The sequence below is a fragment of the Vogesella sp. LIG4 genome (assembly GCF_900090205.1).
Taxonomy (GTDB): Bacteria; Pseudomonadota; Gammaproteobacteria; order Burkholderiales; family Chromobacteriaceae; genus Vogesella.
The window spans coordinates 1,592,386-1,616,150 of record NZ_LT607802.1 but is presented as its reverse complement, the minus strand read 5'-3'; the positions used below and the strand labels follow the sequence as shown (position 1 = coordinate 1,616,150).

The 23,765-nt window shown below is 65.6% G+C and carries 23 protein-coding genes; 4 read left to right on the top strand and 19 right to left on the bottom strand.

What is annotated here, in order from left to right:
* Positions 1 to 7: 7 nt before the first annotated feature.
* On the bottom strand, positions 8 to 778 hold the full coding sequence (gene xth / locus PSELUDRAFT_RS07610; protein WP_088966277.1) for an exodeoxyribonuclease III: 771 nt from the start codon (positions 776 to 778) through the stop codon (positions 8 to 10).
* A 598-nt stretch (positions 779 to 1,376) separates the two neighbouring features.
* On the opposite strand from xth, the gene PSELUDRAFT_RS07600 reads away from it, so the two are divergent.
* Entirely contained in the window at positions 1,377 to 1,997 is a 621-nt protein-coding gene (locus tag PSELUDRAFT_RS07600; protein WP_157725059.1) for a LysE family translocator, read from the top strand.
* A 246-nt stretch (positions 1,998 to 2,243) separates the two neighbouring features.
* On the opposite strand, the gene PSELUDRAFT_RS07595 is transcribed toward PSELUDRAFT_RS07600, so the two are convergent.
* The 5 genes from PSELUDRAFT_RS07595 to PSELUDRAFT_RS07580 all read right to left on the bottom strand — a co-directional run bounded on the left by PSELUDRAFT_RS07595 (position 2,244) and on the right by PSELUDRAFT_RS07580 (position 6,353).
* Positions 2,244 to 2,669, bottom strand: coding sequence for an SRPBCC domain-containing protein (locus tag PSELUDRAFT_RS07595; protein WP_088966274.1), 426 nt, complete (start codon positions 2,667 to 2,669; stop codon positions 2,244 to 2,246).
* A 113-nt stretch (positions 2,670 to 2,782) separates the two neighbouring features.
* On the bottom strand, positions 2,783 to 3,202 hold the full coding sequence (locus PSELUDRAFT_RS07590; RefSeq protein WP_231895331.1) for a low molecular weight protein tyrosine phosphatase family protein: 420 nt from the start codon (positions 3,200 to 3,202) through the stop codon (positions 2,783 to 2,785).
* Positions 3,203 to 3,205: 3 nt separating this feature from the next.
* Entirely contained in the window at positions 3,206 to 3,655 is a 450-nt protein-coding gene (locus PSELUDRAFT_RS07585) for an Imm50 family immunity protein (protein ID WP_088966273.1), read from the bottom strand.
* A gap of 124 nt (positions 3,656 to 3,779) precedes the next feature.
* On the bottom strand, positions 3,780 to 4,130 hold the full coding sequence (locus PSELUDRAFT_RS19320) for a hypothetical protein (protein WP_157725058.1): 351 nt from the start codon (positions 4,128 to 4,130) through the stop codon (positions 3,780 to 3,782).
* 177 nt (positions 4,131 to 4,307) lie between these two features.
* On the bottom strand, positions 4,308 to 6,353 hold the full coding sequence (locus PSELUDRAFT_RS07580; RefSeq protein ID WP_088966272.1) for a M3 family metallopeptidase: 2,046 nt from the start codon (positions 6,351 to 6,353) through the stop codon (positions 4,308 to 4,310).
* Between the two features lie 100 nt (positions 6,354 to 6,453).
* Between PSELUDRAFT_RS07580 and PSELUDRAFT_RS07575 the strand changes: the two genes are divergently transcribed.
* The gene (locus tag PSELUDRAFT_RS07575) at positions 6,454 to 6,999 is read left to right on the top strand and encodes a gamma carbonic anhydrase family protein (RefSeq protein ID WP_088966271.1); all 546 of its coding nucleotides are present in this window, start codon (positions 6,454 to 6,456) and stop codon (positions 6,997 to 6,999) included.
* A gap of 158 nt (positions 7,000 to 7,157) precedes the next feature.
* The gene (locus tag PSELUDRAFT_RS07570; RefSeq protein WP_088966270.1) at positions 7,158 to 8,744 is read left to right on the top strand and encodes a methyl-accepting chemotaxis protein; all 1,587 of its coding nucleotides are present in this window, start codon (positions 7,158 to 7,160) and stop codon (positions 8,742 to 8,744) included.
* A 184-nt stretch (positions 8,745 to 8,928) separates the two neighbouring features.
* Here PSELUDRAFT_RS07570 and tpx read toward each other — a convergent pair whose 3' ends face one another.
* On the bottom strand, positions 8,929 to 9,426 hold the full coding sequence (gene tpx / locus PSELUDRAFT_RS07565; RefSeq protein WP_088966269.1) for a thiol peroxidase: 498 nt from the start codon (positions 9,424 to 9,426) through the stop codon (positions 8,929 to 8,931).
* A gap of 284 nt (positions 9,427 to 9,710) precedes the next feature.
* On the opposite strand from tpx, the gene PSELUDRAFT_RS07560 reads away from it, so the two are divergent.
* Positions 9,711 to 11,351 (top strand): APC family permease, encoded by a 1,641-nt coding sequence (locus tag PSELUDRAFT_RS07560; protein ID WP_088968424.1) that lies wholly within the window; start codon positions 9,711 to 9,713, stop codon positions 11,349 to 11,351.
* A 215-nt stretch (positions 11,352 to 11,566) separates the two neighbouring features.
* Here PSELUDRAFT_RS07560 and PSELUDRAFT_RS07555 read toward each other — a convergent pair whose 3' ends face one another.
* From PSELUDRAFT_RS07555 to obgE, 12 genes are all read right to left on the bottom strand, one after another.
* Positions 11,567 to 11,962, bottom strand: a complete 396-nt coding sequence (locus PSELUDRAFT_RS07555) for a carboxymuconolactone decarboxylase family protein (protein WP_088966268.1) — start codon at positions 11,960 to 11,962, stop codon at positions 11,567 to 11,569.
* Positions 11,959 to 13,032, bottom strand: coding sequence for a histidinol-phosphate transaminase (gene hisC / locus PSELUDRAFT_RS07550; protein ID WP_088966267.1), 1,074 nt, complete (start codon positions 13,030 to 13,032; stop codon positions 11,959 to 11,961). Before hisC ends, PSELUDRAFT_RS07555 begins: the two co-directional genes overlap by 4 nt.
* The gene (locus PSELUDRAFT_RS07545) at positions 13,029 to 13,952 is read right to left on the bottom strand and encodes a DMT family transporter (protein ID WP_088966266.1); all 924 of its coding nucleotides are present in this window, start codon (positions 13,950 to 13,952) and stop codon (positions 13,029 to 13,031) included. Before PSELUDRAFT_RS07545 ends, hisC begins: the two co-directional genes overlap by 4 nt.
* A gap of 59 nt (positions 13,953 to 14,011) precedes the next feature.
* Positions 14,012 to 14,197 carry a hypothetical protein gene (locus tag PSELUDRAFT_RS19315; RefSeq protein ID WP_157725057.1) on the bottom strand — a complete coding sequence of 62 codons (186 nt, stop codon included), beginning with the start codon at positions 14,195 to 14,197 and terminating at the stop codon, positions 14,012 to 14,014.
* Positions 14,198 to 14,597: 400 nt separating this feature from the next.
* Positions 14,598 to 15,467 carry an MBL fold metallo-hydrolase gene (locus PSELUDRAFT_RS07540; RefSeq protein WP_088966265.1) on the bottom strand — a complete coding sequence of 290 codons (870 nt, stop codon included), beginning with the start codon at positions 15,465 to 15,467 and terminating at the stop codon, positions 14,598 to 14,600.
* 138 nt (positions 15,468 to 15,605) lie between these two features.
* Positions 15,606 to 16,265, bottom strand: coding sequence for a DUF799 domain-containing protein (locus PSELUDRAFT_RS07535; RefSeq protein ID WP_369800109.1), 660 nt, complete (start codon positions 16,263 to 16,265; stop codon positions 15,606 to 15,608).
* A 24-nt stretch (positions 16,266 to 16,289) separates the two neighbouring features.
* A complete protein-coding gene (locus PSELUDRAFT_RS07530; protein ID WP_088966263.1) occupies positions 16,290 to 16,646 on the bottom strand; it encodes a DUF4810 domain-containing protein in 357 nt (118 codons plus the stop codon).
* An 11-nt stretch (positions 16,647 to 16,657) separates the two neighbouring features.
* The gene (locus tag PSELUDRAFT_RS07525; protein WP_088966262.1) at positions 16,658 to 17,332 is read right to left on the bottom strand and encodes a CsgG/HfaB family protein; all 675 of its coding nucleotides are present in this window, start codon (positions 17,330 to 17,332) and stop codon (positions 16,658 to 16,660) included.
* Positions 17,333 to 17,578: 246 nt separating this feature from the next.
* Positions 17,579 to 20,386 carry an AAA family ATPase gene (locus PSELUDRAFT_RS07520; RefSeq protein ID WP_088966261.1) on the bottom strand — a complete coding sequence of 936 codons (2,808 nt, stop codon included), beginning with the start codon at positions 20,384 to 20,386 and terminating at the stop codon, positions 17,579 to 17,581.
* A complete protein-coding gene (locus PSELUDRAFT_RS07515; protein WP_088966260.1) occupies positions 20,386 to 21,120 on the bottom strand; it encodes a hypothetical protein in 735 nt (244 codons plus the stop codon). The genes PSELUDRAFT_RS07520 and PSELUDRAFT_RS07515 overlap by 1 nt, the downstream gene beginning before the upstream one ends.
* The gene (locus tag PSELUDRAFT_RS07510) at positions 21,120 to 22,394 is read right to left on the bottom strand and encodes a hypothetical protein (protein WP_231895330.1); all 1,275 of its coding nucleotides are present in this window, start codon (positions 22,392 to 22,394) and stop codon (positions 21,120 to 21,122) included. Before PSELUDRAFT_RS07510 ends, PSELUDRAFT_RS07515 begins: the two co-directional genes overlap by 1 nt.
* Positions 22,395 to 22,501: 107 nt before the next feature.
* Positions 22,502 to 23,680 (bottom strand): GTPase ObgE, encoded by a 1,179-nt coding sequence (obgE, locus tag PSELUDRAFT_RS07505; RefSeq protein WP_088966258.1) that lies wholly within the window; start codon positions 23,678 to 23,680, stop codon positions 22,502 to 22,504.
* Between the last annotated feature and the right edge of the window lie 85 nt (positions 23,681 to 23,765).

The following is a 23,765-nucleotide window of genomic DNA, read 5'->3' as shown; positions in this document are numbered from 1 at the left end:
CCTTGTGTCAGCCGAGGGTGAGTACTACCGGGGTGTGGTCGGACGGGCGTTCCCACTTGCGCGGGGCCTTGTCGATAACGCAGCCGCTGGCGCGCGCCTTCAGGCTGTCGCTGATCAGGATATGGTCGATGCGCACGCCCATATTGCGGCGGAACATCATGGCGCGGTAATCCCACCAGCTGTACATCTTCGGCTCCAGGTTGAAGTGGCGGAAGCTGTCGGTGAGGCCCATGCCGATCAGGCGGCGGAAGGCATCGCGCTCCGGCGTGGTGCACAGCACCTGCTCGTGCCAGCCTTCCGGGTCGTATACGTCGATGTCTTCCGGTGCGATGTTGTAGTCGCCCAGCAGCGCAAAATCCCGGTGTGCGGCCAACTCGGCGGCCACATAGCGCTCCATGTTCGCCAGCCACTGCAGCTTGTACTGGTACTTGGGCGAATCCACCGCCTCGCCGTTGACGAAGTAGGCGCAGATCACCCGCACACCGTCCACGGTGGCGGCGATCACCCGGCGTTGCTCGTCGTCGTAATCGGGGATGCCGCTGACCACGTCGCTCATGCTGCAGCCGTTCTTCACCAGGATGGCCACGCCGTTATAGGTCTTCTGCCCCAGCCATGCCGCCTGGTAGCCCGCCGCCTCGATTTCGGCCTGCGGAAACGCCGGCTGGTCGAGCTTCAGCTCCTGCAGGCACAGCACGTCTACGGGGTTTTCCGCCAGCCACTGCAGCACGTGCGGCAGGCGCACTTTCAGCGAATTGACGTTCCAGGTGGCAAGTTGCATGGGGTGCTCCGGTTCAGATTGCAGGGCGTCACCTTAGCGCGGCCGGCGCAGGCTGACAACGCGGCTAAAATTCCAAACACCTGCAGCGGCATCACGGCCAAAAATCAGCCAGTTATTGCAGTGCAGCGTCTAACAAAATAAACACCAAGCTTGCCAAGCCCCACCGAGGCCCCCTAGAATGGCCACATCTTCGTAACCGGAAGTTCCAATTGTTCTCTCGTCATTCGCGCCATCCGGCCAATCAGGCTCTCAACGAGTGCCCTACCAAGAACCCGCATCAGCGTCGCCTGGCCCCGTTGGCCGTCGACTTCTCCGTACGCTCCCCCGCCAAGCCGCAAGCTCATCGCCAGCATCCGGCCGCCCAGCCTGACCTGCAGTCCAAACCGCCGCGTTAGCGTCGTTTCCTGCCCGTTTCCCCATTGAATAGCGCCTGAGCCGCTACCCGCGCGCTCGGCAATATCTGCCTGCGTCCGGCGCCACCGCGCCCTGCCGCAGGCCACACATGCCCTCCGCCCCCTGGCCGCAAGCACGGCCCGCCCGCGGACGGGCAGGAAACCGCGTTCACGGCCCCCGCGCCGTGGCGCCAAGGACTCGCATCATGTCGTTCAGTAACTGGATTCTCTATCTTGGCACCATCGTTATGCTGATGGCGGCGCCCGGCCCGGGCCCGCTGCTTACCCTGTCGCACGGCGCGCAACATGGCGCACGCGGCGGCATCCCCAATGCGCTGGGCTTTTCCGCCGGTGCGCTGCTGCTGATGGCGCTGTCGGCGCTGGGCATCACCGCGCTGCTGTTCACCTCGCCCACCGCCTTCAAGGTAGTGAAGCTTTTGGGCGCCGGCTACCTGGTGTGGCTGGGCATTACCCTGTGGCGCAAGCCGTTCAAGCTGGATGGCGCCGCCGATGGCGGCCCCGCCTCCCGGCTGTGGAGCGGCTTCCGCCCCGCCTTTTTGCTCGCGGTGAGCAACCCGGAAGACACCATCTTCTTCTCCGCGCTGCTGCCGCGCTTTCTGGACCCCAGCCACAGCCTGTGGCCGCAGTACCTGGTCATGGCCGCCACCTGGGTAGTGGCCGACCTGGTGATTGCCGTGCTGCTGGCGGCTGCCGGTGGCCGCCTGGGCGAATGGCTGGCCCACGGCCAGCGCCTGAAGCGCTTCTCGCGCACGTCCGGCGGCCTGTTCATGATTGCCGGTCTGATGCTGGCCGCCGTACAACGCTGATTGCTTGCTTGCGCCAGTGGCGCCGGCTCTCCTTTGCCGCGACTTGCTCGCGGCTTTTTTCATTTGGCGCAGGCAAAAAAAGACCCCCGCATGAGCGGGGGCACAGTCAGTTCGCTTGCTGCCTTGAAGCATGCGACATGCTACAGACATGTGTCTGAACACCGACCGCGGCAATGGTTCCGCGCCAGCGGCATAAATTGTTGCCAGGCCCGGCCCAGGCAATATCAGGGCCGTTGCGGCATGGCTTCAGCCTGTGGCCAGCTCCGCCGCCAGCCGGTCCAGATTCTGCTCGTTGGCCGGCTCCACGATATGCTGCAGCGCCGCTGCCACCGCCGCGTCGTCGAACGCCTGCTCCCACAGCAGCAGCGTGCCGCCATCCACCGGCTGCAGGGTGATGGTCAGCTGGAAATGCGGCTGGCAGACATGGCGCAACACCAGCCGGCGCCCGGTCTCTATCACCGTGAATTCCGATTCGTTGGGATACACCGTGCCGTCCGGCCCGATCATCTCGAACACCCAGCGCCCGCCGGGGCGGAAATCGAATTCGGCAATGCGGTTGCTGAAACCCGCCGGCCCCCACCAGCGGGCGATGCGCCCGGCATCGGCCATGGCGGCAAATACCGCATCCGGGGTGGCGGCAAACTGGCGGCGGGTACGGAAAGTCGTGCTCATGGTGATGTCTCGCAGTGATTGCCGGCACGGCCTGGCCGGCGAAGGAGCTTCGTTATAGCAGCGAGGTTGATATGCAGCCTCACCGCGCAAGCAGTGGCGACCAAGACCCGCCATCACGCCGTCGGGCTGGCCGGTTTGAGAAACGGCGCCACCTTGCGCTGCAGCAACTCCACCAGCACCGGATCCATATAGCCGTAGTTGTCGGGAATGTTCAGCACGATCACCCGCTTGCCATTCAGGTAGCGCCGGAACTTGCGCGACAGCTTGCTGCGATGCGCCTTCTCCATCACGAAGACGATGTCCGCCCACAGCAATTGCTCCGGGCTCAGATAGACCTCGGCCGACTCATGCAGGCCGGCGGAATCGCAGGCAATGCCCGGATAGCAGGCAAACACCTGCTCGGCGGTGGGGCTGCGCAGGCGGTTTTGCGAGCAGAGGAACAGAATGTGCTGCATCGGGTGGCGATCCGGGAAGTTGTGGAAGCAGCTTGCGGCCAACGTTTTACCCGGCAGGGTGGACCTTGGACGTTGCAATGCTCAGGCCAAACCAGCGAGCGGTTCGGAATAAGGACGGATACTCATAACCCTGGCCCGCCGAGCAATGAAAGCGCAGCAAAACTGGTAGCAGTGCTCAAACTCGACATGCAAGATGTTATTGCTGCCATGCGGCCCATCGCTCAGTGCGAGGTTTACCGAGGTCACCACATTCTGTTGATTGAAGCCTTCGAGCTCAAATTCCGAAATGCCTTCAAACAGGAAGTGAATAACGGAGTCGTTGCGGAGTTTATAGCGGCCATCCTCGGCAAGCTCTGGTCCCATGATCCAGCCACGAAGGTGAATCTCGACAGACGGAATGCTCGTCCCGTCAGGCAAACGAGGCGACCGATCCAGAATAATGCGCAGCACTTCCCCATCATGAAAACTGGGCCACTGCCCGAACCGGGCAACAACCTGCTCGTACCCCTCGATGAACTCATATGCCTGCATGGGAACTCCATCAGAAAATTGCTACTGCTGGACAGCCGCTCGCCAGATAAGCGCAGCGCATCCGGGATGCACGAGACGTATTTCCCCGTGTGCACTGCACTAACCCGGGCTACTTGTTACTTGCTCAACCCAACCATTCGGCCAATGCATCTCCGCTGGCAAAGCCTAGCACTGTCAGTCTTGTCGCACTTTCGCCAAACCCAAGAGCAAAAACATCCTGGTCAGGTGAGTAAATCAACCAGCGCCCGTCCTGATGTGCAATGGCGCGAAGCTGTGATTGGCTTAGTTTTTCGTGTACCCCATAGTGGAACATTTCTCCCTGAATCGTAACTTTCACCGGATCAATAACGCAGCCAAGAAGCTGCTGTGATTTATTGGCAATGTATGTAGCCCGATCATGCTCAGGTGCAACCCAAGTATCAGAACCACAAGCGAAGGAGGCATTCAACACAGCAAAAGCTTGATCCTTGTTCATGTGACCTCACCGCAAAAATTAATCCGGCCATGTTGCAGCCAGCATGGCAAGCGCCTCCTTGCCACCTTAACGTCAAATCATATCTTGCCAGCATGACAAAAGGGCAAGCCCGTCACAGGCTTGCCCTTGTTCACACTGCCCTGCGGCCAACGTTGGCCGCATGCCGTTAAGCCGCGCTCAACCCGCCGCCGGCTCGCTCATGCCGCTGTGCCGCAGCAGTGCGTCGATCTGCGGGTCGCGGCCGCGGAAGGCGCGGAAGGATTCCAGCGCCGGGCGGCTGCCGCCCACTGCCAGGATTTCGTCCCAGAACTGGCGGCCCACCACCGGGTTGGCGCCGCCGGCCTCCTCGAACGCCGCGTAGGCATCGGCGGACAGCACCTCCGCCCACTTGTAGCTGTAGTAGCCGGCTGCATAGCCGCCGCCGAAGATGTGGCTGAAGCTGTTGGGGAAGCGGTTGTAGGCCGGCGGGCGGTTTACCGCCACCTCGTCGCGCACCTGTTCCAGCAGCGCCAGCCAGTCGATGCTGCCTGGGTCGGCAGCGGTGTAGAGCAGCATGTCGAACAGCGAGAACTCCAGCTGGCGCACCATCTGCATGCCGGACTGGAAGTTCTTGGCGGCGATCATCTTGTCGTAGAGATCGCGCGGCAGCGGCTGGCCGCTGTCGGCGTGGGCGGTCATGCCCTGCAGCACGTCCCATTCCCAGCAGAAGTTCTCCATGAACTGGCTGGGCAGCTCCACCGCGTCCCATTCCACGCCGCTGATGCCGGCCACGCCCAGCTCGTCCACGCGGGTGAGCAGGTGGTGCAAGCCGTGGCCGCATTCGTGGAACAGGGTGATGACTTCATCGTGGGTGAAGTAGGCCGGCTTGTCGCCCACCGGGCGGCTGAAGTTGCACACCAGGTAGGCCACCGGGGTCTGCACCCGGCCGTCTTTCACGCGGCGGCCGCGCACGTCGTCCATCCAGGCGCCGGGGCGTTTGCCGTCGCGGGCGTACAGGTCGAGGTAGAAGCCGCCCAGCAGCGCATCGCCCTGGAAGATTTCGTAGTAACGCACGTCCGGGTGCCAGGCAGCCACGCTGCGCGCAGCAAAGCGCACGCCGTACAGCTTGCCCACCACGCCGAACAGGCCGGCCAGTACCTTGGGCTCGGGGAAGTACTGCTTCACTTCGTGTTCGGAGAAGGCGTAGCGCGCCACGCGCAGTTTTTCGGCGGCGTAGCTGATGTCCCAGGCCTGCAGCTCGGCCAGGCCCAGTTCGTCGCGGGCGAAGGCTTCCAGCTCGGCGCGATCCTGCAGCGCGTAGGGTTTGGCGCGCTGCGCCAGGTCGCGCAGGAAGTCGGTAACCTGCTGCGGGCTTTGCGCCATCTTGGTGTACAGCGACAGCTCGGCGTAGTTGGCAAAGCCCAGCAGCTGCGCTTCTTCTGCGGCCAACTGCAGCTTCTCGCGGATCAGCGGGCCGTTGTCCTGCTCGGCGGGGCCGAATTCGGAGGCGCGCTTGGCGTTGGCCTCGTACAGTTTTTCGCGCAGTGCGCGGTTGTCGGCGTATTGCAGCACCGGGAACAGCAGCGGGAATTGCAGGCCCAGCTTGTATTTGCCCGGCTGGCCATCGGCCTCGGCCAGCGCCGCGTACATGGCCAGGCTGTCTTCCGGAATGCCGGCCAGCTCGGTCACGTCTTCGATGTACAGCGAGAAGCTGTCGGTGGCGTCCATCACGTGCTGCGAGAACTGGTTGGACAGCTCGGCCAGGCGGCTGGACAGCTCGGCAAAGCGCGCCTTCTGCTCATCCGGCAGCTCGGCGCCGGACAGGCGGAAGTCGCGCAGGTCGTTCTCGATCACCTTCTTGCGCGCGGCGCTGGCGCCGGCAAACGCAGGGTTGGCCGCAACGGCCTTGAAGCGGGCGAACAGCTCCAGGTTCTGCCCCAGCTCGGTGAAGAAGGCGGAGATGCGCGGGATCTCGGCGTTGTACGCCTCGCGCAGGCCGTCGGTATTGCCCATCACGCCGTTGAGGTGGCCTACCACGCCCCAGGCGCGCGACAGGCGTTCGGTGGCGTCGGACAGCGGCTCGGAGACCTCTTCCCAGCTGTCGCCGCCCTGCTTGATGACGGCGGCTATGGCGGTGCGCGCCTCGGCCAGCAGTACGTCCAGCGCCGGGGTGATGTGCTCCGGCTTGATGGTGTCGAAGCGGGGCAGGTCGGAGAAGTCGAGCAACGGGTTGGTCTGGCTCATGGCGGTTTCCTGTGGCAGCCGCGTGGTACGCGGACGATGTGGCATGCGGGCGCGAGCGGTATGATGGCACGCGTAATTTCTTCAAGATAAGGACAACTCGGTGAATCGCAATATCCGCAGCTACGACGGCCACCGGCCGCAGATCGACTCCTCCTGCTACATCGACCCGGCCGCGGTGGTGATCGGCGAGGTCAGCCTGGCAGCCAATGTGTCGGTGTGGCCGTGCGCGGTGGTGCGTGGCGACGTGAACAGCATCAGCATCGGCGCCGGCAGCAATGTGCAGGATTTTGCCATGCTGCACGTGAGCCACCGCAAGGAAAGCGACCCGCTGGGCGCGCCGCTGGTGATCGGCCGCGATGTCACCATCGGCCACCACGTCACCCTGCACGGCTGCACCATAGGCAACGAGGTGCTGATCGGTATCGGCAGCATCATCCTGGACCGCGCGGTAATCGAAGACCGCGTGCTGATCGGCGCCGGCAGCCTGGTGCCGCCGGGCAAGCGGCTGGAATCCGGCTACCTGTACCTGGGCAACCCGGTAAAACAGGTGCGGCCGCTTACCGAGGGCGAGCTGGCCTACTTCAAGTATTCCGCCGAACACTATGTGCGGGTGATGGAAAAGCACAAGGCCAGCCTGGCGCAGTAGGCTGCGGCCAACCTTCCCGCCCGGCGTCATCAGATCGTCACGCATCCGGCTTAAGGTAGGCCGGCCCCCGCCTGCCTGCCCTGCCCCGCCATGTAACACGTCATCGTAATGTAACGTGCCTTACATAAACTGCGGCTTCTCGATGAAGGAATGCAGCAATGACGCTAGTAAAACGCCTGTGGCTCACCGTGGTTCTTACCCTGGGCTGCCTGCTGGCGGTAGCACTGAGCAGCGGCCAGCAATGGCTGGCGCTGCGCAGCGAATTCTCCGGTTACAGCCGGCAGCAACAACTCTCCTCCGATCTGCAAACCCTTAAAGCCGACGTGCTGTCGCTGTCGCGCGCCGACCCGCTGCTGCCGGAAACCGCCGGCAAACTCGCCAATATCAACGGTGAAGTAGGCCGCCTGCTGCCGGCCATCGCCAGCGCGCTGCCGGCCGACGAAGGCCGCAACTTTGCCGCCAGCGCCGGCAAACACTGGCAAAGCTTCCACACCAACCTGCAATCGGCGCTGAAAATCGCCGAAAGCGCGCCGCAGGATGCGCTGTCGATTCCCGAGCAAGCCTACAACCTGAGCATCGTGCCGCTGGTGGCGCAGATCGACAGCCGGCTGCAGGCCGGTCGCCAGCAACAGCAGCAGGCCGAAGCCGACATGCAGCAGCGCATGCTGCGCCTGGGGCTGTGGCTGCTGGGGCCGCTGCTGTTGGCCAGCATCGTGGTCGTGCTGTCGCAGGTGCTGCTGGCGCGGCGCCTGAAGCAGCAGATTGCCGCCATGCAGCGCGCGGCGGACCGCCTGGGCGAAGGCGACCTCACCACCCGCCTGCCGCAACATGGCCAGGACGAGCTGTCGCAGGCTGCCAGCCACATCAACCGCTTCCTCGACAAGCTGGCCGAGCTGCTGCACAGCGTCAGCCGCAACGCCGCTGCCAGCGAGCGCGAGGCGCACGAAGTGCTGGCGATGACCAGCCAGGTCACCGGCATTACCCGCCAGCAGGCCGGCCAGAGCGAGCAGAGCCGCCAGTCGGCACAGACCATTGCCGGTGTATCCGCCAATATCGACCGCGCCATTTCCCAGGCGCTGGCCGACAGCCAGCAGGCCAATGACCAGGCCAGCCACGCCCGCCAGCTGGCGAACGACACCACCGCTACCCTGCAGGCGCTGTCGCAGCGCATCCACGGCGCGGTGAAGGAAACCGAACAGCTGAAAACCTCGATCAGCGATATCGCGCAGATCAGCACCATGATTCGCGACGTGGCCGAACAGACCAATCTGCTGGCACTGAACGCCGCCATCGAGGCGGCGCGCGCCGGCGAACAGGGCCGCGGCTTCGCCGTGGTGGCCGACGAGGTGCGCAAGCTGTCGGAGCGCACCGCCGACGCCACCGCGCGCATCTTCGACACCCTGCTGCGGGTGGAGGGCGCCACCACCGCACTGTGCGGCACCATGGACACCGCCAGCAGCGCCAGCAGCGACAGCACCCGCGCGCAGGAAACGCTGAGCGCGGCGCTGCAGGGCGTGGACGCGGCCATGTCCGGCATCCATCGCGTGCTGGAAGACATTGCCACCAGCAGCGGCGAGCAGAGCAACGCCAGCCAGAGCATCCTCGACCACGGCGAGGAAGTGTCGTCGCTGGCCAGCGAAATCTTCCAGCGCATGCAGCAGCTGGCACCGGCCATGCAGCAGCTCACCGATGCCTCGCAGCAGCTGAACCGCGACCTGGGCTGGTTCCGCATGCAGGGCGCCTGAGCGACCCACGCCATGAAAAAAGCTCCCTGCGGGGAGCTTTTTTCATGCGGCCAACCTTGTCGCCACCTAGTCGGCGGAACGCCCCTGCGGGGCTTCCGCCCTACTCCACAAAACAAAACAGGCTCCCCGAAGGGAGCCTGCCTGATCACACGTTGCGGCCAACGTTGGCCGCATGCAGCGGTGCTTACAGCACCGCCAGTGCAGCGTCGTAGTTCGGCTCGCTGCCGATCTCGGCCACCAGTTCGCTGTGCAGCACCTTGTCGCTCTCATCCAGCACCACCACCGCGCGGGCGGTGAGGCCGGCCAGCGGGCCGGAGGCCAGCTTCACGCCGTAGGCTTCGGCAAAGGCCGGGTTGCGGAAGGTGGACAGGTTCACCACGCCTTCGATGCCTTCAGCACCGCAGAAGCGCTTCTGCGCGAACGGCAGGTCGGCGGAGATGCACAGCACCACCACGCCCTCGCGGCTGGCGGCTTTTTCGTTGAACTTGCGCACCGAGGTAGCGCAGGTCGGGGTATCGATGGACGGGAAGATGTTGAGGATCTTCTTCTTGCCGGCGAAAGCGGCCAGGCCCACGTCGGCCAGGTCGCCGGAGGTGAGGCTGAATGCCGGAGCCTGGCTGCCGGCTGCCGGCAGCTGGCCGGCGACTTCTACTGGGTTGCCGCGCAGGGTGACGCTTGCCATGGTGTGTCCTTTGTCTGGTGAGGGGAGAAGCTGGCAGTTTGGCCCATGGCGGCAGAATTTCAACCCCGCGCACGGCAGGGGATAGCGCCGCAGTCACAGGCACCGCCAGAGGGTAGCTGTCACCTGTCTTTTCGATCAAATTAACAAAATGTTACATATGAAACGGGTGCCGTGCACGTAAAGTCGCGCCTCACCACAAGCAGACCACCAACCAGGTGGCATAAAAAGTCCGCGCCGGCTACCCGCTGGCGACAACAGACAAGATCAACACCGTGGAGATTTACGTGTCACATACCCCGCAACGCCATATTGGCCCGGTCGCGCTGATGCTGACCGGCCTGGGCTCCATCATCGGCTCCGGCTGGCTGTTCGGTGCCGCCCATGCTGCCCAGATCGCCGGCCCCGCCGCCATTTTTGCCTGGATCATCGGCATGGTGATCATCCTGGCCATCGCCCTCACCTACGCCGAGCTGGGCACCATGTTCCCGGAAACCGGCGGCATGGTGCGCTATGCGCGCTACTCGCACGGCTCGCTGCTGGGCTTCATGGCCGGCTGGGCCAACTGGATCGCCATCGTGTCGGTGATTCCCATCGAGGCGGAAGCCTCGGTGCAGTACATGAGCTCGTGGTCGTTCCCGTGGGCGCAGGCGCTGTACCGCAACGGCGAACTCAGCGGCACCGGCCTGCAGCTGGCTGCACTGCTGGTGCTGGTTTACTTCCTGCTGAACTACTGGAGCGCGAAGCTGTTCACCAAGGCCAACAGCGCCATCACCGTGTTCAAGGTGCTGGTGCCGGGTGCCACCATCGGCGCGCTGATCTACAGCGGCTTCGATGCCGGCAACCTGGGCGGCCACACCCCGGGCGGCTTTGCGCCCTACGGCTGGGCCAGCGTGATGACCGCGGTAGCCACCAGCGGCATCGTGTTCAGCTTCAACGGCTTCCAGAGCCCGATCAACATGGCCGGCGAAGCCATCAACCCGCGCCGCAGCATCCCGTTCGGCGTGGTGGGTTCCATCCTGATCGCCGCGGTGATCTACGTGCTGCTGCAGGTGTCGTTCCTGGGTGCGCTGCGCCCGGCAGACCTGGTACACGGCTGGCATGGCCTGGATTTCAGCTCGCCGTTCGCGCAGCTGGCCATGGCACTGGGCCTGAACTGGCTGATGCTGACGCTGTACTTTGACGCCTTCATCAGCCCCAGCGGCACCGGTGCCGCCTACATGGCGTCCACCGCGCGCATGATCTACGCCATGGAGCGCAACGGCACCATGCCGAAGATCTTCGGCCGCATGCACCCGCTGTACCACGTGCCGCGCCCGGCGATGTGGTTCAACCTGGCGGTGGCCTATGTGTTCCTGTTCTTCTTCCGTGGCTGGGGTACGCTGGCGGCGGTGATTTCGGTGGCTACCGTGATCTCCTACCTCACCGGCCCGATCAGCGTGGCTGCGCTGCGCCGCGCCGCGCCGGAACTGCCGCGCCCGCTGAACCTGAAGGGCATGCCGCTGATCGCGCCGTTCGCCTTCGTCTGCGCCTCGCTGGTGCTGTACTGGGCGCGCTGGCCGCTTACCGGCCAGATCATCTTCCTGATCATTGCCGCGCTGCCGGTGTACTTCTGGTACCAGCACAAGGCCGGCTGGCAGGGTTTTGGCCGCGAGGTGAAAGGTGCGCTGTGGATGGTGCTGTACCTGCCGGCCATGGCCCTGCTGTCCTGCATCGGCAGCAGCGAGTTCGGCGGCATGAACCTGCTGCCCTACGGCCTGGACATGGTGGTAGTGGCGCTGGTGAGCCTGGGCTTCTACCACTGGGGTGTGCGCAGTGGCTGGCGCACCCGCTACCTGACCCAGGAGCACGATGCCGACGCGGTGCGCGCGCTGCATGCCGCCGATGCGGCCGACGGCGAGCTGCAACCGGCACTGCAAACCCGCTAACGCAAACAGGCACCCGCAGGTGCCTGTCGCCATCCAGCCCGGCCTGTGCCGGGCTGTTTTTTTGGGTCAGCCCTCGTCCGGCAGCGCGTAGGGCGGGTTGGCCGCAGGCCCTACCCGCGCGGCGTTGGCGGTTCACGCGGGTATGAACCGCCGGTTCAACCCGCCCTACGTACAGGCTCCCGAGTAAACGGGAACACTTATCACCATCGCTCTGCTCAACCCTCGTCCGGCAGGCTCAGCCCCAGCTCGGCCAGCACTTCGCGCGCGGCGCGGAAGGCTTCCACCGCGGCCGGCGCGCCGGCGTACACCGCGCAGTGCAGCAGCGTCTCGCGCAGCTCCACCAGGGTGGCGCCGTTGTTGATGGCGCCGCGCACATGGCCTTTCAGCTCATTGCTGCGCCCCAGCGCCGCCAGCATGGCGCAGGTCAGCAGGCTGCGGGTTTTCAGGTCGATGCCGTCGCGCTGCCAGGTGCTGCCCCAGGCGTGCTCGTTCAGCCAGTCCTGCAGCGGGCGGGAAAAACCGTCCAGATTGCCCATCGCCCTGCTGGCGAACGCCTCGCCCATCACCTGGGTGCGCCGCGCCAGCCCTGTCTGTTTGTCCTGCTCGCTCATGCTTCGACTCCGGTAGCAAAGATATCGGTAAGCGCAGCCAGCAGCAGCTGGCATTCCGCCTCGGTGCCGATGCTGATGCGCAGGAACTGGTCGATACGCGCCTGCTTGAAGTGGCGCACGATGATGGCGCGCTCGCGCAAGCGTGCGGCCAACGTTGCCGCGTCGTGCGCCGGGTGGCGGGCGAACACGAAGTTGGCCGCAGACGGCAGCACCGCGAAACCCAGCGCAGTCAGCCCGGCCACCAGTGCCTCGCGGCTGGCAATCACCTTGTCGCGGCAGGCGCGAAAGTAATCCTCATCCTCGAATGCAGCCTGGGCGCCGGCCTGCGCCAGCTTGTCCAGCGGGTAGGAGTTGAAGCTGTTCTTCACCCGCACCAGGCCGTCGATCAGCTCGGCGCTGCCCACCGCCAGGCCGACACGCAGCCCGGCCAGCGAGCGCGATTTGGACAGCGTCTGCACCACCAGCAGGTTCGGGTACTGCTGCACCAGCGGGATCATGCTGTCGCCGCCGAAATCCACATAGGCTTCGTCCACCACCACTACCGTGTCCGGGTGCTGCTGCAGCAGGCTCTCGATGGCCTCCCGCACCAGCAGGCGGCCGGTGGGCGCATTGGGGTTGGGGAAGATGATGCCGCCGCAGGGCTGCTGATAGCCAGCCGGGTCGATGGCGTAGTCGCCATCCAGCGGCACGGTGCGGTAGTCGATGCCATACAGCTTGCAGTACACCGGGTAGAAGCTGTAGCTGATGTCCGGGAACAGCAGTGGCGCGCCATGCTGCAGCAGCGCCTGGAACACCAGCGCCAGCACTTCGTCCGAACCGTTGCCGACGAATACCTGCTGCGCCTGCACGTCGTAGTAGCCGGCAATGGTGTCGCGCAGCGCGGTGGATTCCGGGTCCGGGTACAACCGCAGCGTGTCGGCGGTTGCCGCGGCAATGGCTGCCTGCACCCTGGGCGACGGCGGGTAGGGGTTTTCGTTGGTGTTCAGCTTTACCAGCCGGGTGATGCGCGGCTGTTCGCCCGGCACATAGGGCGTCAGGCTGTGGACTATCGGGCTCCAGAATCGGCTCATGCTTGTGTGCTTTCGGATGGTGCAGATTGTGCGACGCGGGTAGCCAGCAGCACCCCGCCCAGGATCAGTACGATGCCGGCCAGGTGATAGCCGTGCAATTGCTCGCCAAGGAACAGTACCGACAGCAAGGCACCGAACATCGGCATCAGGTGAATGAACATGCCGGCGCGCGCCGCGCCCACCCGGGCCACGCCCAGGTTGAAGCAATAGTATGCCGCCACCGATGGCAGCGTGCCGACGTAGGCAAAAGTGGCCAGCGTGGCGGGGTTCAGCGGCGTGCTGCGGCCGGCCAGCAGCTCGGCAGCGAAGAACGGCGCAATGCCGACAAGGCCGATGGCCACCAGCAGCGTCAGCAGGCCGACGCGGTCCAGCGCCGCCGGCAGCGGCTTGAGCAGCAGCGTGTACAGCGCCCACGCCACCATGGCGAGGAACAGCACCGCATCGCCACGGTTGATATCCAGTGCGGCCAACCTTTGCCAGTCGCCGTGCGCCACGATCAGCAGCACGCCAAGGAACGATACCGCTACCGCCAGCATCTGCCGCGTGCTGCTGCGCATGCCGAAGAACAGCGCGCCCAGCAGCACGATCAGCAGCGGAATGAAGGAATTGAGCAGCACGCCGTTGGTGGCGGCGGTGTACTGCAGCCCCCAGTACACCAGCGAGTTGAAGCCGCTCACCCCCAGCAGCGCCAGGCACAGCAGGCGTCGCCAGTACGGCAGCCACAGCGCGCGCTGGCGCCAGGCCGGCGCGGCGCCGAACGGCAGCAGCAACAGCAGCGCGATGCTCCAGCGCACAAACGCCAGTGTCAGTGGCGCCACGCTGGCGTGCATGGCACGCGCCAGCACGAAGTTTCCGGACCAGAACAGCGCGGTAAGCGTCAGCAACAGGTAGGCAAGGCGGTGGGAAGCATAACGAGTCATGGCTGTGACCATGCCATGCCGCCCGCCAGCCGCACAAGCGGAACGGGGCAACACTGTGTTCATGCGCATAAAAAAAACCGGGGCCAGGGCCCCGGTGAATCGTGACATACAAGGGAAATCATGCGGTGCGGATATTCGGTGACGCCCGAGGCGCCTTCCGGCAGGAAGGTGAAGGGAATCCCCTGCAGCGCTTCCGGGCCGAACCAGGTGGCAAACACCATGGCGGTAACAAGCGGCAGCGGCATGCTGCCGCCGCCGCAGCAAAATCTTTCGCGTCGCGGACGCGGGTTGATGCGCAAAGGCCGATGGTAACGGCCGGGCACAGATGAATCCTGTGCCGGGGTTGCAACCAAGAAGGTGCTTTTGCTGTACGGGCGATTATAGCCAACACGCCCCGCTTGCCGGGCATTTTTTTAAACATCACTACCAGCCACAGCCATGCCGACAGCTGCCGGCCGGCGCGGCCGAGCGCAGCTGCACCACACCATCCGCACGGCATGCAGCATTACCCGGCAAGGCTTTCATTACTCACGGACACAAAGAAAAACCGCCCGCTGCCACAGCACGGCAGCGGGCGGTTGCCCGGCTATTCCACCGCTGTTCGCGGCTTAGCCTTCGTCAATAATGTTAAACATTTACCACACCCTAGCGGGTGGCCGCGCACAGTTCCGCCTGTGGCGCGGCAGTGGCAAAACGGCGGCGCTCGCCATCCCACAGCACATCGGCGCAGGCCACCGCCGGGTCGTGGGTGAAGAACAGCCGCCCGTGGCGTGCGGCCAACTGTTGCAGCAGCTGGCGCTTTTCGTCGATCAGCAGTTCCGGGTAGCGGTCATAGCCCATGGTGATCGGCACATGCACCCAGGGCACGCCGGGGATCAGGTCGGCGGCGAACAGCAGCGGCCCGTCCGGTAGCGGAATCTCCGCCAGCAGCATGCCCGGCGTGTGGCCGTGCGAGAGATGGAAGCGCCAGTCCGGCGGCAGGCAGGCCGGCGGCTGTTCACCATCCACCAGCACCAGCCGGCCGCTGCGCTCCAGCAGCTCGATAAGCTCCGGAATGAAGGACGCCTTGTCGCGCGGGTGCGGGTTCAGCGCCCGCTGCCAGGCTTCGCGCCCGGCCACGAACTGCGCATTGGGGAACAGCAGCCGCGCCGGCCCGCCATCCCACGGCGCCAGCAGGCCGCCGGCGTGGTCGAAATGCAGGTGCGACAGCACCACCACGTCGATGTCGGCATCGCTCAGGCCCTGTGCCGCCAGGGCATCCAGCAGCACGTGCCGCTCCTCCACCACGCCGTAGCGGCTGCGCAGCCTGGGCTCGAAAAATGCACCGATGCCGGTTTCCAGCAGGATGCGACGGCCATCGGCCTCCTGTACCAGCAGGCAGCGGCAGGCCAGGTTGACGCGGTGCGCGTCGTCCGGCGGCAGCCAGCCTTCCCACATGGCGCGCGGCGCATTGCCGAACATGGCGCCGCCATCCAGTTTTTGCGAATTGCCCAGCAGTGAAGTCAGCGTACGCATTGATAAGCTCCGCAAGATGATGCCGGAATTGATGAGAACGGCATTGTCGAGCACTTGCTTGGTTTTGTCATCTGCCGCGCGCCGGGCGTAAAAAAGGCCGCAGCACCCGCTGCGGCCAAGCTCTCGTTGCTACAAGATTTACTGCGCCGGCGCGCCGTCCTGGCCGTACAGCGGCGAGCGCGGGCCGTACAGCAGGCCGTTCGGGCGCGGCGACAGCAGGCGCTGGCTGGCAATGCCGGCGTACTGGTAGCTGTCGTCACTCAGGTTGTGCACGATCTGCTTCACCACCGCCGCAACCAGCAGGCCGATCAGCCCGCCGTTATTGTTGTTGTTCTGCTCGGCGCTGGAGGCGCTGGCGCTGCCGTTCCACAGCAGCTGGCCACTTTTCAGATCCACCAGTCTGGCTTCTGCCGCCACCGTCACGGCACTGTCGAATACCGTGTAGGTGGCGCCGTATTTCTTGACCTCCACATACAGTGCGGCATCGGCGCCGAAAATATCGCGCAGCTTGGCTGCCGGCAGCGCGTGGATGTCACCCGAGGTGGTCAGACCGTTCTGGCGGAAGGTTTCATCCACCACCGCCACCGGGTACACATAGTAGCCGGCCTCGCCCAGCGGGCGGCTCATCTGCGCCAGCATGCCGTAAGTGGCCTTCACCTCCGGCGAGTTGTTCAGCGGCGGCAGGATCAGCACCGACTTGGGCCGGCTCTGCTTGTAGGCAGCGTAGTCATAGGGTTTGGGCGTGGCACAGCCGGTGGCCAGCAGCACCACGACCAGCAGGGCCAGCAGCCCTTTCAGGGTGGAAAAGCGCATGATGTCCCCTTAGTTCTTGAAGTTGCGCAGCAGGAAATCCATGAACGAGCCGGATTCCGGGTACATGGCTTTCTCGGTTTCGAATTCCTGCTTCACCTGGTCGAGCTTGCCGGCATGGGAGTACAGCATCCCCAGGTGGGCGTGGTAGCCCGGCGGCAGGGTCTCGCCGGTGGCGCGGGCCTTCTGCACATCCTCTTCCAGCGCGGCAATCTGCGCTTCGTGGCTGTTGCCGTCACCCTTGAAGTATTCGTACACCTGCGGCTGGTAGACGCCCCAGTGATACAGCGGCTTGGCCTGCTGGCCGGCGCAACCGGTCAGTGCCCCGGCAAGCAATGCGGCGACCAGCGCCAGTCGACGTGTGATCATGGCGGCCTCCCTTACTGTGCTGGCTGCCAGGCGCCGGATTCGATACCGGTCACCAGGTTGTTCACCGCCTCGCGCACGGCCAGGTCCAGCACCTTGCCGTTCAGCGTGGAGTCGTAGCTGGCGGTGCTGCCAAAGCCGATGATCTCGCGGTTGGACAGGCTGTACTCGCCCGCGCCCTGCGACGAGAACACCACTTCGGATGTCTGCACGTTCACCACGTTCAGGTTCACCTTGGCGTAGGCAATCTGCTCCTTGCCACGGCCGAGGATGCCGAACAGCTGGTGGTCGCCCACTTCCTTGCGGCCGAATTCGGTCACGTCACCGGTCAGCACGAAGTCGGCACCCTTGAGCTTCTGCGCCTGGTTCTTCAGTTTGGCTTCCTGGCTGATCTCGCTCATGTTGTCGCGGTCCAGCACGTTGAAGCGGCCGGTCTGCTGCAGGTGGGTGATCAGAATGGTCTTGGCCTGGCCGCCCAGGCGGTCCACGCCGTCGGAGAAGATGCCGCGCATGTAGCTGGAGCGGTTATCGAACTTGCCGACGGAGATCAGGCTGCGCTGCCCCTGGTAGGGCTTGCCGGCGGTAGCAACCTTGGCCACCTCCAGCGAACGGGACTGCTCGGTGGCGGCACAGCCGCTCACTGCCACGGCGGCAGCGATCAGGCTCAGGGATAACAGCGTCTTTCTCATGGATTTCGCCCTTGTAAACAAGCGGCCCAGGCACGGCACCTGTTAGCCATTCTTCATAATTGGGTCGTGATAATGGCATACCCACTACGCAAAGACAAATGCATTAAATCAAATAATATCAAGATAAGTGCTGCCAGCCGTAGTACACGCAGCCACAGGAAGACCGCCACCCTGGCAGCGGGCGGCCAAAGAAAAAGCCACCCACCGGTGACGGTGAGCGGCCCTTGAGCGGCGACGGCAGGCGGCTTACGACGCAGCCTCCACCCGGCGGCGGGTCTGCAGGATGGGCGGCGCCCATACCTCGCCCGGCCGTTTCTTGCGCGTGGCCAGGGTAAGGCCGGACGGCGCGAAGATGTTGATGTTGTGGGTGTTGGGCGTGGTGATCAGGTACTGCGCCTCGGTGGCCTTGAGGAAGCCGGCCACGCGGTCGATGTTGAAGATGTCCAGATGCGCGAACGGCTCGTCGATGAACACGAAGCCGGACGGGTTGGCCTCGTCCATCATCAGGCCGATCAAGAGGATCAGCGACTTCATCACCTGCTGGCCGCCGGAGGCCTCGCCGTCGTTCATGCCCATCAGGCCCTTCTGGTCGAAGTTGAACTTCAGCACCAGCCCGGCCTGCGCCAGCACGGTGTCGTCGTTGGACAGCTGTGGCAGCTCCACTTCCACGCCGATGCCGGCCAGCTCGCCCAGGCGTTTGACGTTGGCCGCATAGGCGCGCACGGTGGCGCGCAGCTTGCCGATATAGGCGTCGCGCGCGTCGTGGGTCAGCGCCGCTGCGCGCTCCACTTCGGCCTGGCGGCGCTGGCAGTCTCGGGTAAGGCTGGCCAGGTCTTCCTGCAGCTTGTCCTTCAGCTGCAGCACGGCGTCGTCGGTTTCCCAATCGCCGCTGGCGAGTTTTTCTTCCAGGTAGTGGATCTCGTGGCGCACGTCGGCGGCGGATTCGAACTCGTCGGCCAGCTGCGCCACGTAGGCATCGTCCTGCGCGGCGGCCGGCAGGTGGGCACGGCATTCGCGCAGCTCGGCCATGCCGCGGCGCAGGCTGCGGCGCGCCTGCTCCACTTCGCTGCGCGCGGCGGCCAGCTTGTTCATGCCGTCCTGCTCGCGCTGGCAGACGCGGTCGTGCGCCAGGCGGGCATCGCTGAAGCGCTGCTCGGCGGCGTCGCACTCGGCCTGGCTTGCGGCCAACCTTTCACCGGCCTCGGCCACCGCCTGTTTCAGCGATTCGGCCTGCGCCGCCAGCGCGGCGAATTCCTCGGCGCGGCTGTCCAGCAGGCGGATGGCATCCATGCCCGACAGGTAGTCGGCCAGCTGTGCCGCCTCGCGGCTGGCGGCCACCAGTTGTTCCTCGTCGCGCAGCACGCGCACGTTCAGCGACTTCAGTTCGTCGCGCAGGCCCAAGAGCCGCGCCTGGCGTGCGGCTTCGCCAAAGGCGTAATCGTAGGCCGGCACGCCGATGTGGCGCGCGCCGCGGCGTTCGCGGAAGTAGCCTTCCGGGGTGATCCAGTCGCCGTCCTGCTGCGCGCCTTCCTTCACGTCCGCCACGCGGCTGACGCGGTTGAGCTGCGAGTGCAGCCACTCCGGCGCGTTGGCCGCAAAGCGCACCACTTCCAGCAGGCTGCCGCTGCGCGCACGCGGCGCGGCGGCGGTGTCCGGCACCACGAAGTGGCGGTAGCGCAGCTTCTCGCCCAGCTGCCAGGCAGCGCGGCGGTCAGCGGGGTTGTCCAGCAGCACCACCTGGCGGTAGGGCTTGAGCAGCGCCTCCACCGCGCCCTGCCAGCGGCTGTCGGTAACTTCCACGATGTCGGCCAGCATGGTGTGGCCGATGCCGGCATCGTCCAGCTCGGCGCGGAAAGCACGCACGTCTTCCGGTGCGCGCGGCTTGCCGCCTTCCAGCGCCGACAGCTCGCCCATCAGGCCGTCGCGCTGCAGCTTGTGCGCCTTCAGCTCGTCCTTGAGCTTGTCGATGTTGTCGCGCAGGCCGGCCAGCTTGTGCGACAGCGCCATGGCGTCCTCGCCGTACTCGCGGCTGGACAGCGCCTGCAGGCGGTCGCGCTCCTTGAGCTGGCTGGCCACGTCGCGCTCGGCGTCGCGCGCCTGCATGAAGGCGGTCTGCGCCTCGACGCGCACCGTCTCGGCGGCATCGCGCGCCGCCTGAGCGGCGCTCTCGGCATCGCGCAGCGTGGTCACCAGCGCCAGCGTGTCGCGGCGCTGGCGCAGCATGTCGTGGAAGCCGTGCTGCGCGCGGCGGTAGTCCTGCCAGCCCTTGCCCACGCCGACGCGGCCATCCAGCAGACCCAGCACCGGCAGCGCCTCGTCGCGCAGCCGCGCGGCGCGCTTCTGAATGCCCTGCCATTCCAGGTAGCGGCCGGCACGGCTCTTCATCGCCTCGACGCGGGTATCCAGCGCCTCCTGCTGGCGCACCAGTGCCGCCAGTTCGGCCTCGGCGGCCTTCTGTTCATCGCGGGCGCGCTGGTAGTTAGCCAGCACGTCCTTGTCGCCAAAGACCTGGAACACCAGATCCAGCAGCTGGCGCGGGCTGTATTCGGTGAGCTTGTCGGTATCGCCCTGCTCCAGCGCCAGCACCTCGCCCACCGCCGCGGTCAGGCCGGCGGCTTCCAGCCGGCGCTTGTATTCGTTCACCCCCAGCCACTGCAGCGCCTCGTCGGCCAGCGCCACGTCCAGCGCCACGTCGCCTTCTGCAATGGCGTAATGACGCACCCAGTCTCCGCCCTGCTTCTTGATGCGGCACAGCAGGGTGACCTGCTCGCTGGTGAGCGGGAAGAATGGCGTGGGATACAGCCCGGACAGGCGGCGCGGGTTGTCCACCACGCCACGCAGGTAGGCGAAGGGTTCGCGGTTGTTGCGCACGTAGCGCTTGTAGTCGCGCTTGCCGGAGCACTTGATGGCCAGCAGGGTGCGCAGCGCATCCAAGAGCGTGGTCTTGCCGGAGCCGTTGGGGCCGATGATGGTGACGATCTGCGCGTCCAGCGGCACGGACAGGCGCTGCCAGAAGTCCCAGTGCACCATTTCGATAGATTGCATCTGGAACATCAGGCGTCCTCTCCGGTGTGTTGCTCGGTATTTGCTTCGGCTTGCGGCGCGGCTTCGGCGGCATCGGCTGCGGCCAACGTTGCCGCATCCAGCACCTGCGACAGCTGGCTGCGGCGGCCCAGCACCTCGGCCAGCGCACCTTCGATGATGCGCGGTGCAAGCGCGCTGTAGTCGATCATCAGGTCCAGCATCGGGCCTTCCACCAGCCAGCGGTTGCGCCGCTGCAGAAAGCCCAGGTTCACCAGCCGGCCCAGGTTGGCGTTGAAGCGGGTACGCCCGCCCAGCTGTTTGCCGAAGTCGGCGTACAGCGCGTCCTCGGAGATGCCCACCGACACGCTGTCGCCGGTGGGCAGCGGTTTCTGCTCGCCGAACATATCGCTCTGGTTCTCGCGCCCGGCTTCCACCCGCGCCAGCTGCCGCTCGCGCTTGGGCAGGATGATCAGCGCCCACACGATCACCAGCAGCGCCACGCCATCGCGCGGCAGGCCGAGGTTGTTGTTGAGCCAGGCTTCGCCGCTGCCGAATACCGGCTCGGTCATTGCCGGCAGCAGGGCCACGGCGATGTGTTCGGCGTAGGGGTTCTCCAGCAGCTGCAGGCCGACGGCGGCCAGCTGCTGATCCAGGTCGTGGCGGAAGTTTTCATCCAGCAGTGCGCGGCGCGCCAGCGGGTCGGTGCGCGGCAGCACGCGGTGCGCCAGCAGGCGCGCGGTAAGTGTGGCTACGGCTTGGTCCATTATCCGGCCTTGTTGGCCAGAAGCCGCGCATCCGACAGGGTGGCGACTTCCGGGTGATCGAGATGAAGAATGTCGTCGCCGCCCGCCAGCTGGTAGGGCAGCCGAGCCAGCGCGGCAACCACGCTGGCGTCATTGCTGGTTTCCGGGTCGCCCAGCAGCGACAGCAGCGACAGGCGGTAGGCGGTTTCGTTGTAGCTGTCGGCCAGTACCGCGCTGGAGATATGGAAGCCGTCGTTGTCCGGCCCCAGCTGCAGCCCCATTTCCAGCAGGCTGTCGTACAGCGTTTCCGCTTCCAAGAGGCGCTCCACTTCCGGCGCATCGGCGGCCTCGGCACTGGCTGCCTGCGGCAGGGTGCTGTCCTCGGCGCGGGCACGCTCGCGGCCCAAGAGCTCGAACTCGGCCACATCGCCCAGCTCCGGCGTGGACAGGAAGGCCGGCTCCACCCCCAGCGCCAGCGGCCCGCTGGCCTGGCTGGCCAGCCAGGCACTGCCCTGGCGGCGCAGGAAGTCGGCGATGTCGGTGGAGGTAAGGCCGGAGTTGCCCAGGTGCACGCGCTGTGCGGCCAACTGTGCCAGCCGGCGCTCAAAGGTGCCGGCCAGCGCCAGCATGCGGCTCTGCGCCAGCGCAATGGCCTGCGCCTGGGTAAGCGTGGTCAGCGTCAGGCTCTCGTCCTGGGTGAGGCTGCGCACCACGTCGGTGGATTTCTGCACCCAGCGCCACACCGATTCCAGCCGGTGCTGCGCGGCGCGGATGCGGAATTCCGATTGCGATTCCAGCGCGTCGGCGAATTCGTCGTGCAGCTCGGTGAGGCGCGCCAGCAGGTGCTGCATCGCCTCCTCCGACACCTGCCCCACCGCCTGGCCGGCGGCCACCTGGCTGGTGAGGTAGCCCAGCTCTACGTCGTCGCCGGCGAAATCCAGCAGCGTGGCCAGTGCCGACAGCGCCACGCGGGCGCCTTCGCTCAGGGCGTAGCGGCCGCTGTCGCTGTCGTAGACCAGCAGATCGCCCTCGCGCAGGCGGCCGAGGATGGTGTTCAGCTTGGTGTCGTTGAGGTAGGCGAAACGCTGCGCGATTTCCTGCGGCGTCCAGTACGGCGCATCGGCGCGGCCGCCCAGCTCGCGCAGCACCAGGAGGCGCATCAGCACCTCCTCCTCGCCACCGCGGAACAGGGTGACGAACACCGCCAGGTACGGCCAGGCCGCCGTCAGCTTGTTCAGCTGCGGCAGCGTGTCCGGCGCGATGTCGGGGCGGAAGAATTCGGCTAGGGAGTTCAAAAGCAAACAATCCGGTCTGCAAAGACCGGATTGTCTGGTTTGCAGCGCTGGCTAGTCAATGACATGGCCACACGCGGCAGGGTTGGCCGCACGCGGCGGCTGGGGTGTTACTCGGCGGCCGGGGCCGCATCGTCGCCGGCGGCAACCGGCTGGATCACCGCGGCGGCAGCTTTGGCCAGCTTGGCGGCGCGCTCGGCGTCTTCCGCCTCCTGGCGTGCCTTGCGGGCGGCCTCGCGCAGCACCTTGATGTATTCGTTCATGGCGAATACCAGGTCGCGGGTGCCTTCGCCGGTGAGGCCGGAGATCACGAAGTAGCGCGCTGCGCTCATGTCGAAGCCGAAGCGGTCGTCCGGCTGCGCCTGCGGCCATTCGTAGGCGTCCAGGAAGGCTTTCACCTTCTCGTCACGCTCTTCCGGCTCCAGCATGTCCACCTTGTTCAGCACCAGCCAGCGCGGCTTGTTGTGCAGCTCTTCGTCGTACTTCTTCAGCTCTTCGACGATGGCGCGCGCTTCCTGCACCGGGTCGGTTTCCGGGTCGAACGGCGCCAGGTCCACCAGGTGCAGCAGGATGCCGGTGCGCTGCAGGTGCTTGAGGAAGCGGTGCCCCAGGCCGGCGCCTTCCGCCGCGCCTTCGATCAGGCCGGGGATGTCGGCGATCACGAAGCTGGAGGTGTCATCCATGCGCACCACGCCCAGGTTGGGGTGCAGGGTGGTGAACGGGTAGTCGGCCACTTTCGGCTTGGCGGCGGACACCGCACGGATGAAGGTGGACTTGCCGGCGTTCGGCATGCCCAAGAGGCCCACGTCGGCCAGCACCTTCAGCTCCAGGCGCAGGTTGCGGATCTCGCCTTCCTCGCCACGGGTGAACTGGCGCGGGGCTCGGTTCACCGAGCTCTTGAAGTGGATGTTGCCCATGCCGCCGCGGCCGCCCTTGGCCAGGATCACTTCCTGGCCGTTGAAGGTCAGGTCGGCCAGCACTTCGTCGCTGTCGATGTCGATGATCTGGGTACCCACCGGCATGTGCAGGTAGATATCGTCCGAGCCCTTACCGTAGCAGTCGGCGCCACGGCCATTTTCGCCGTTGCCACCCAGGTACTTCTTCACGAAGCGGTATTCCACCAGGGTGTTGATGTTCTCGTCGGCAATGGCGATCACGCTGCCGCCACGGCCGCCGTCGCCGCCGTCCGGGCCGCCACGCGGTACGAATTTCTCGCGGCGGAAGCTGGCGCAGCCGTTGCCGCCCTTGCCGCCGCGCACTTCGATGCGGGCTTCGTCAATGAATTTCATGTCTTGCTATCTCCAGTTCGAGGAGTCAGGCGCAAACAGCCGCCATCGCGCCGATGCTGCAGCCTGGCCGCAGCCGCTTGCGCCT

Coding starts and splice junctions, on each gene's coding strand:
- xth (WP_088966277.1), bottom strand. CDS start 778: ATGCAACTTGCCACCTGGAACGTCAATTCGCTGAAAGTGCGCCTGCCG.
- PSELUDRAFT_RS07600 (WP_157725059.1), top strand. CDS start 1,377: ATGTCGTTCAGTAACTGGATTCTCTATCTTGGCACCATCGTTATGCTG.
- PSELUDRAFT_RS07595 (WP_088966274.1), bottom strand. CDS start 2,669: ATGAGCACGACTTTCCGTACCCGCCGCCAGTTTGCCGCCACCCCGGAT.
- PSELUDRAFT_RS07585 (WP_088966273.1), bottom strand. CDS start 3,655: ATGCAGGCATATGAGTTCATCGAGGGGTACGAGCAGGTTGTTGCCCGG.
- PSELUDRAFT_RS19320 (WP_157725058.1), bottom strand. CDS start 4,130: ATGAACAAGGATCAAGCTTTTGCTGTGTTGAATGCCTCCTTCGCTTGT.
- PSELUDRAFT_RS07580 (WP_088966272.1), bottom strand. CDS start 6,353: ATGAGCCAGACCAACCCGTTGCTCGACTTCTCCGACCTGCCCCGCTTC.
- PSELUDRAFT_RS07570 (WP_088966270.1), top strand. CDS start 7,158: ATGACGCTAGTAAAACGCCTGTGGCTCACCGTGGTTCTTACCCTGGGC.
- tpx (WP_088966269.1), bottom strand. CDS start 9,426: ATGGCAAGCGTCACCCTGCGCGGCAACCCAGTAGAAGTCGCCGGCCAG.
- PSELUDRAFT_RS07555 (WP_088966268.1), bottom strand. CDS start 11,962: ATGAGCGAGCAGGACAAACAGACAGGGCTGGCGCGGCGCACCCAGGTG.
- hisC (WP_088966267.1), bottom strand. CDS start 13,032: ATGAGCCGATTCTGGAGCCCGATAGTCCACAGCCTGACGCCCTATGTG.
- PSELUDRAFT_RS07545 (WP_088966266.1), bottom strand. CDS start 13,952: ATGACTCGTTATGCTTCCCACCGCCTTGCCTACCTGTTGCTGACGCTT.
- PSELUDRAFT_RS19315 (WP_157725057.1), bottom strand. CDS start 14,197: ATGCCGCTGCCGCTTGTTACCGCCATGGTGTTTGCCACCTGGTTCGGC.
- PSELUDRAFT_RS07540 (WP_088966265.1), bottom strand. CDS start 15,467: ATGCGTACGCTGACTTCACTGCTGGGCAATTCGCAAAAACTGGATGGC.
- PSELUDRAFT_RS07530 (WP_088966263.1), bottom strand. CDS start 16,646: ATGATCACACGTCGACTGGCGCTGGTCGCCGCATTGCTTGCCGGGGCA.
- PSELUDRAFT_RS07525 (WP_088966262.1), bottom strand. CDS start 17,332: ATGAGAAAGACGCTGTTATCCCTGAGCCTGATCGCTGCCGCCGTGGCA.
- PSELUDRAFT_RS07520 (WP_088966261.1), bottom strand. CDS start 20,386: ATGTTCCAGATGCAATCTATCGAAATGGTGCACTGGGACTTCTGGCAG.
- PSELUDRAFT_RS07515 (WP_088966260.1), bottom strand. CDS start 21,120: ATGGACCAAGCCGTAGCCACACTTACCGCGCGCCTGCTGGCGCACCGC.
- obgE (WP_088966258.1), bottom strand. CDS start 23,680: ATGAAATTCATTGACGAAGCCCGCATCGAAGTGCGCGGCGGCAAGGGC.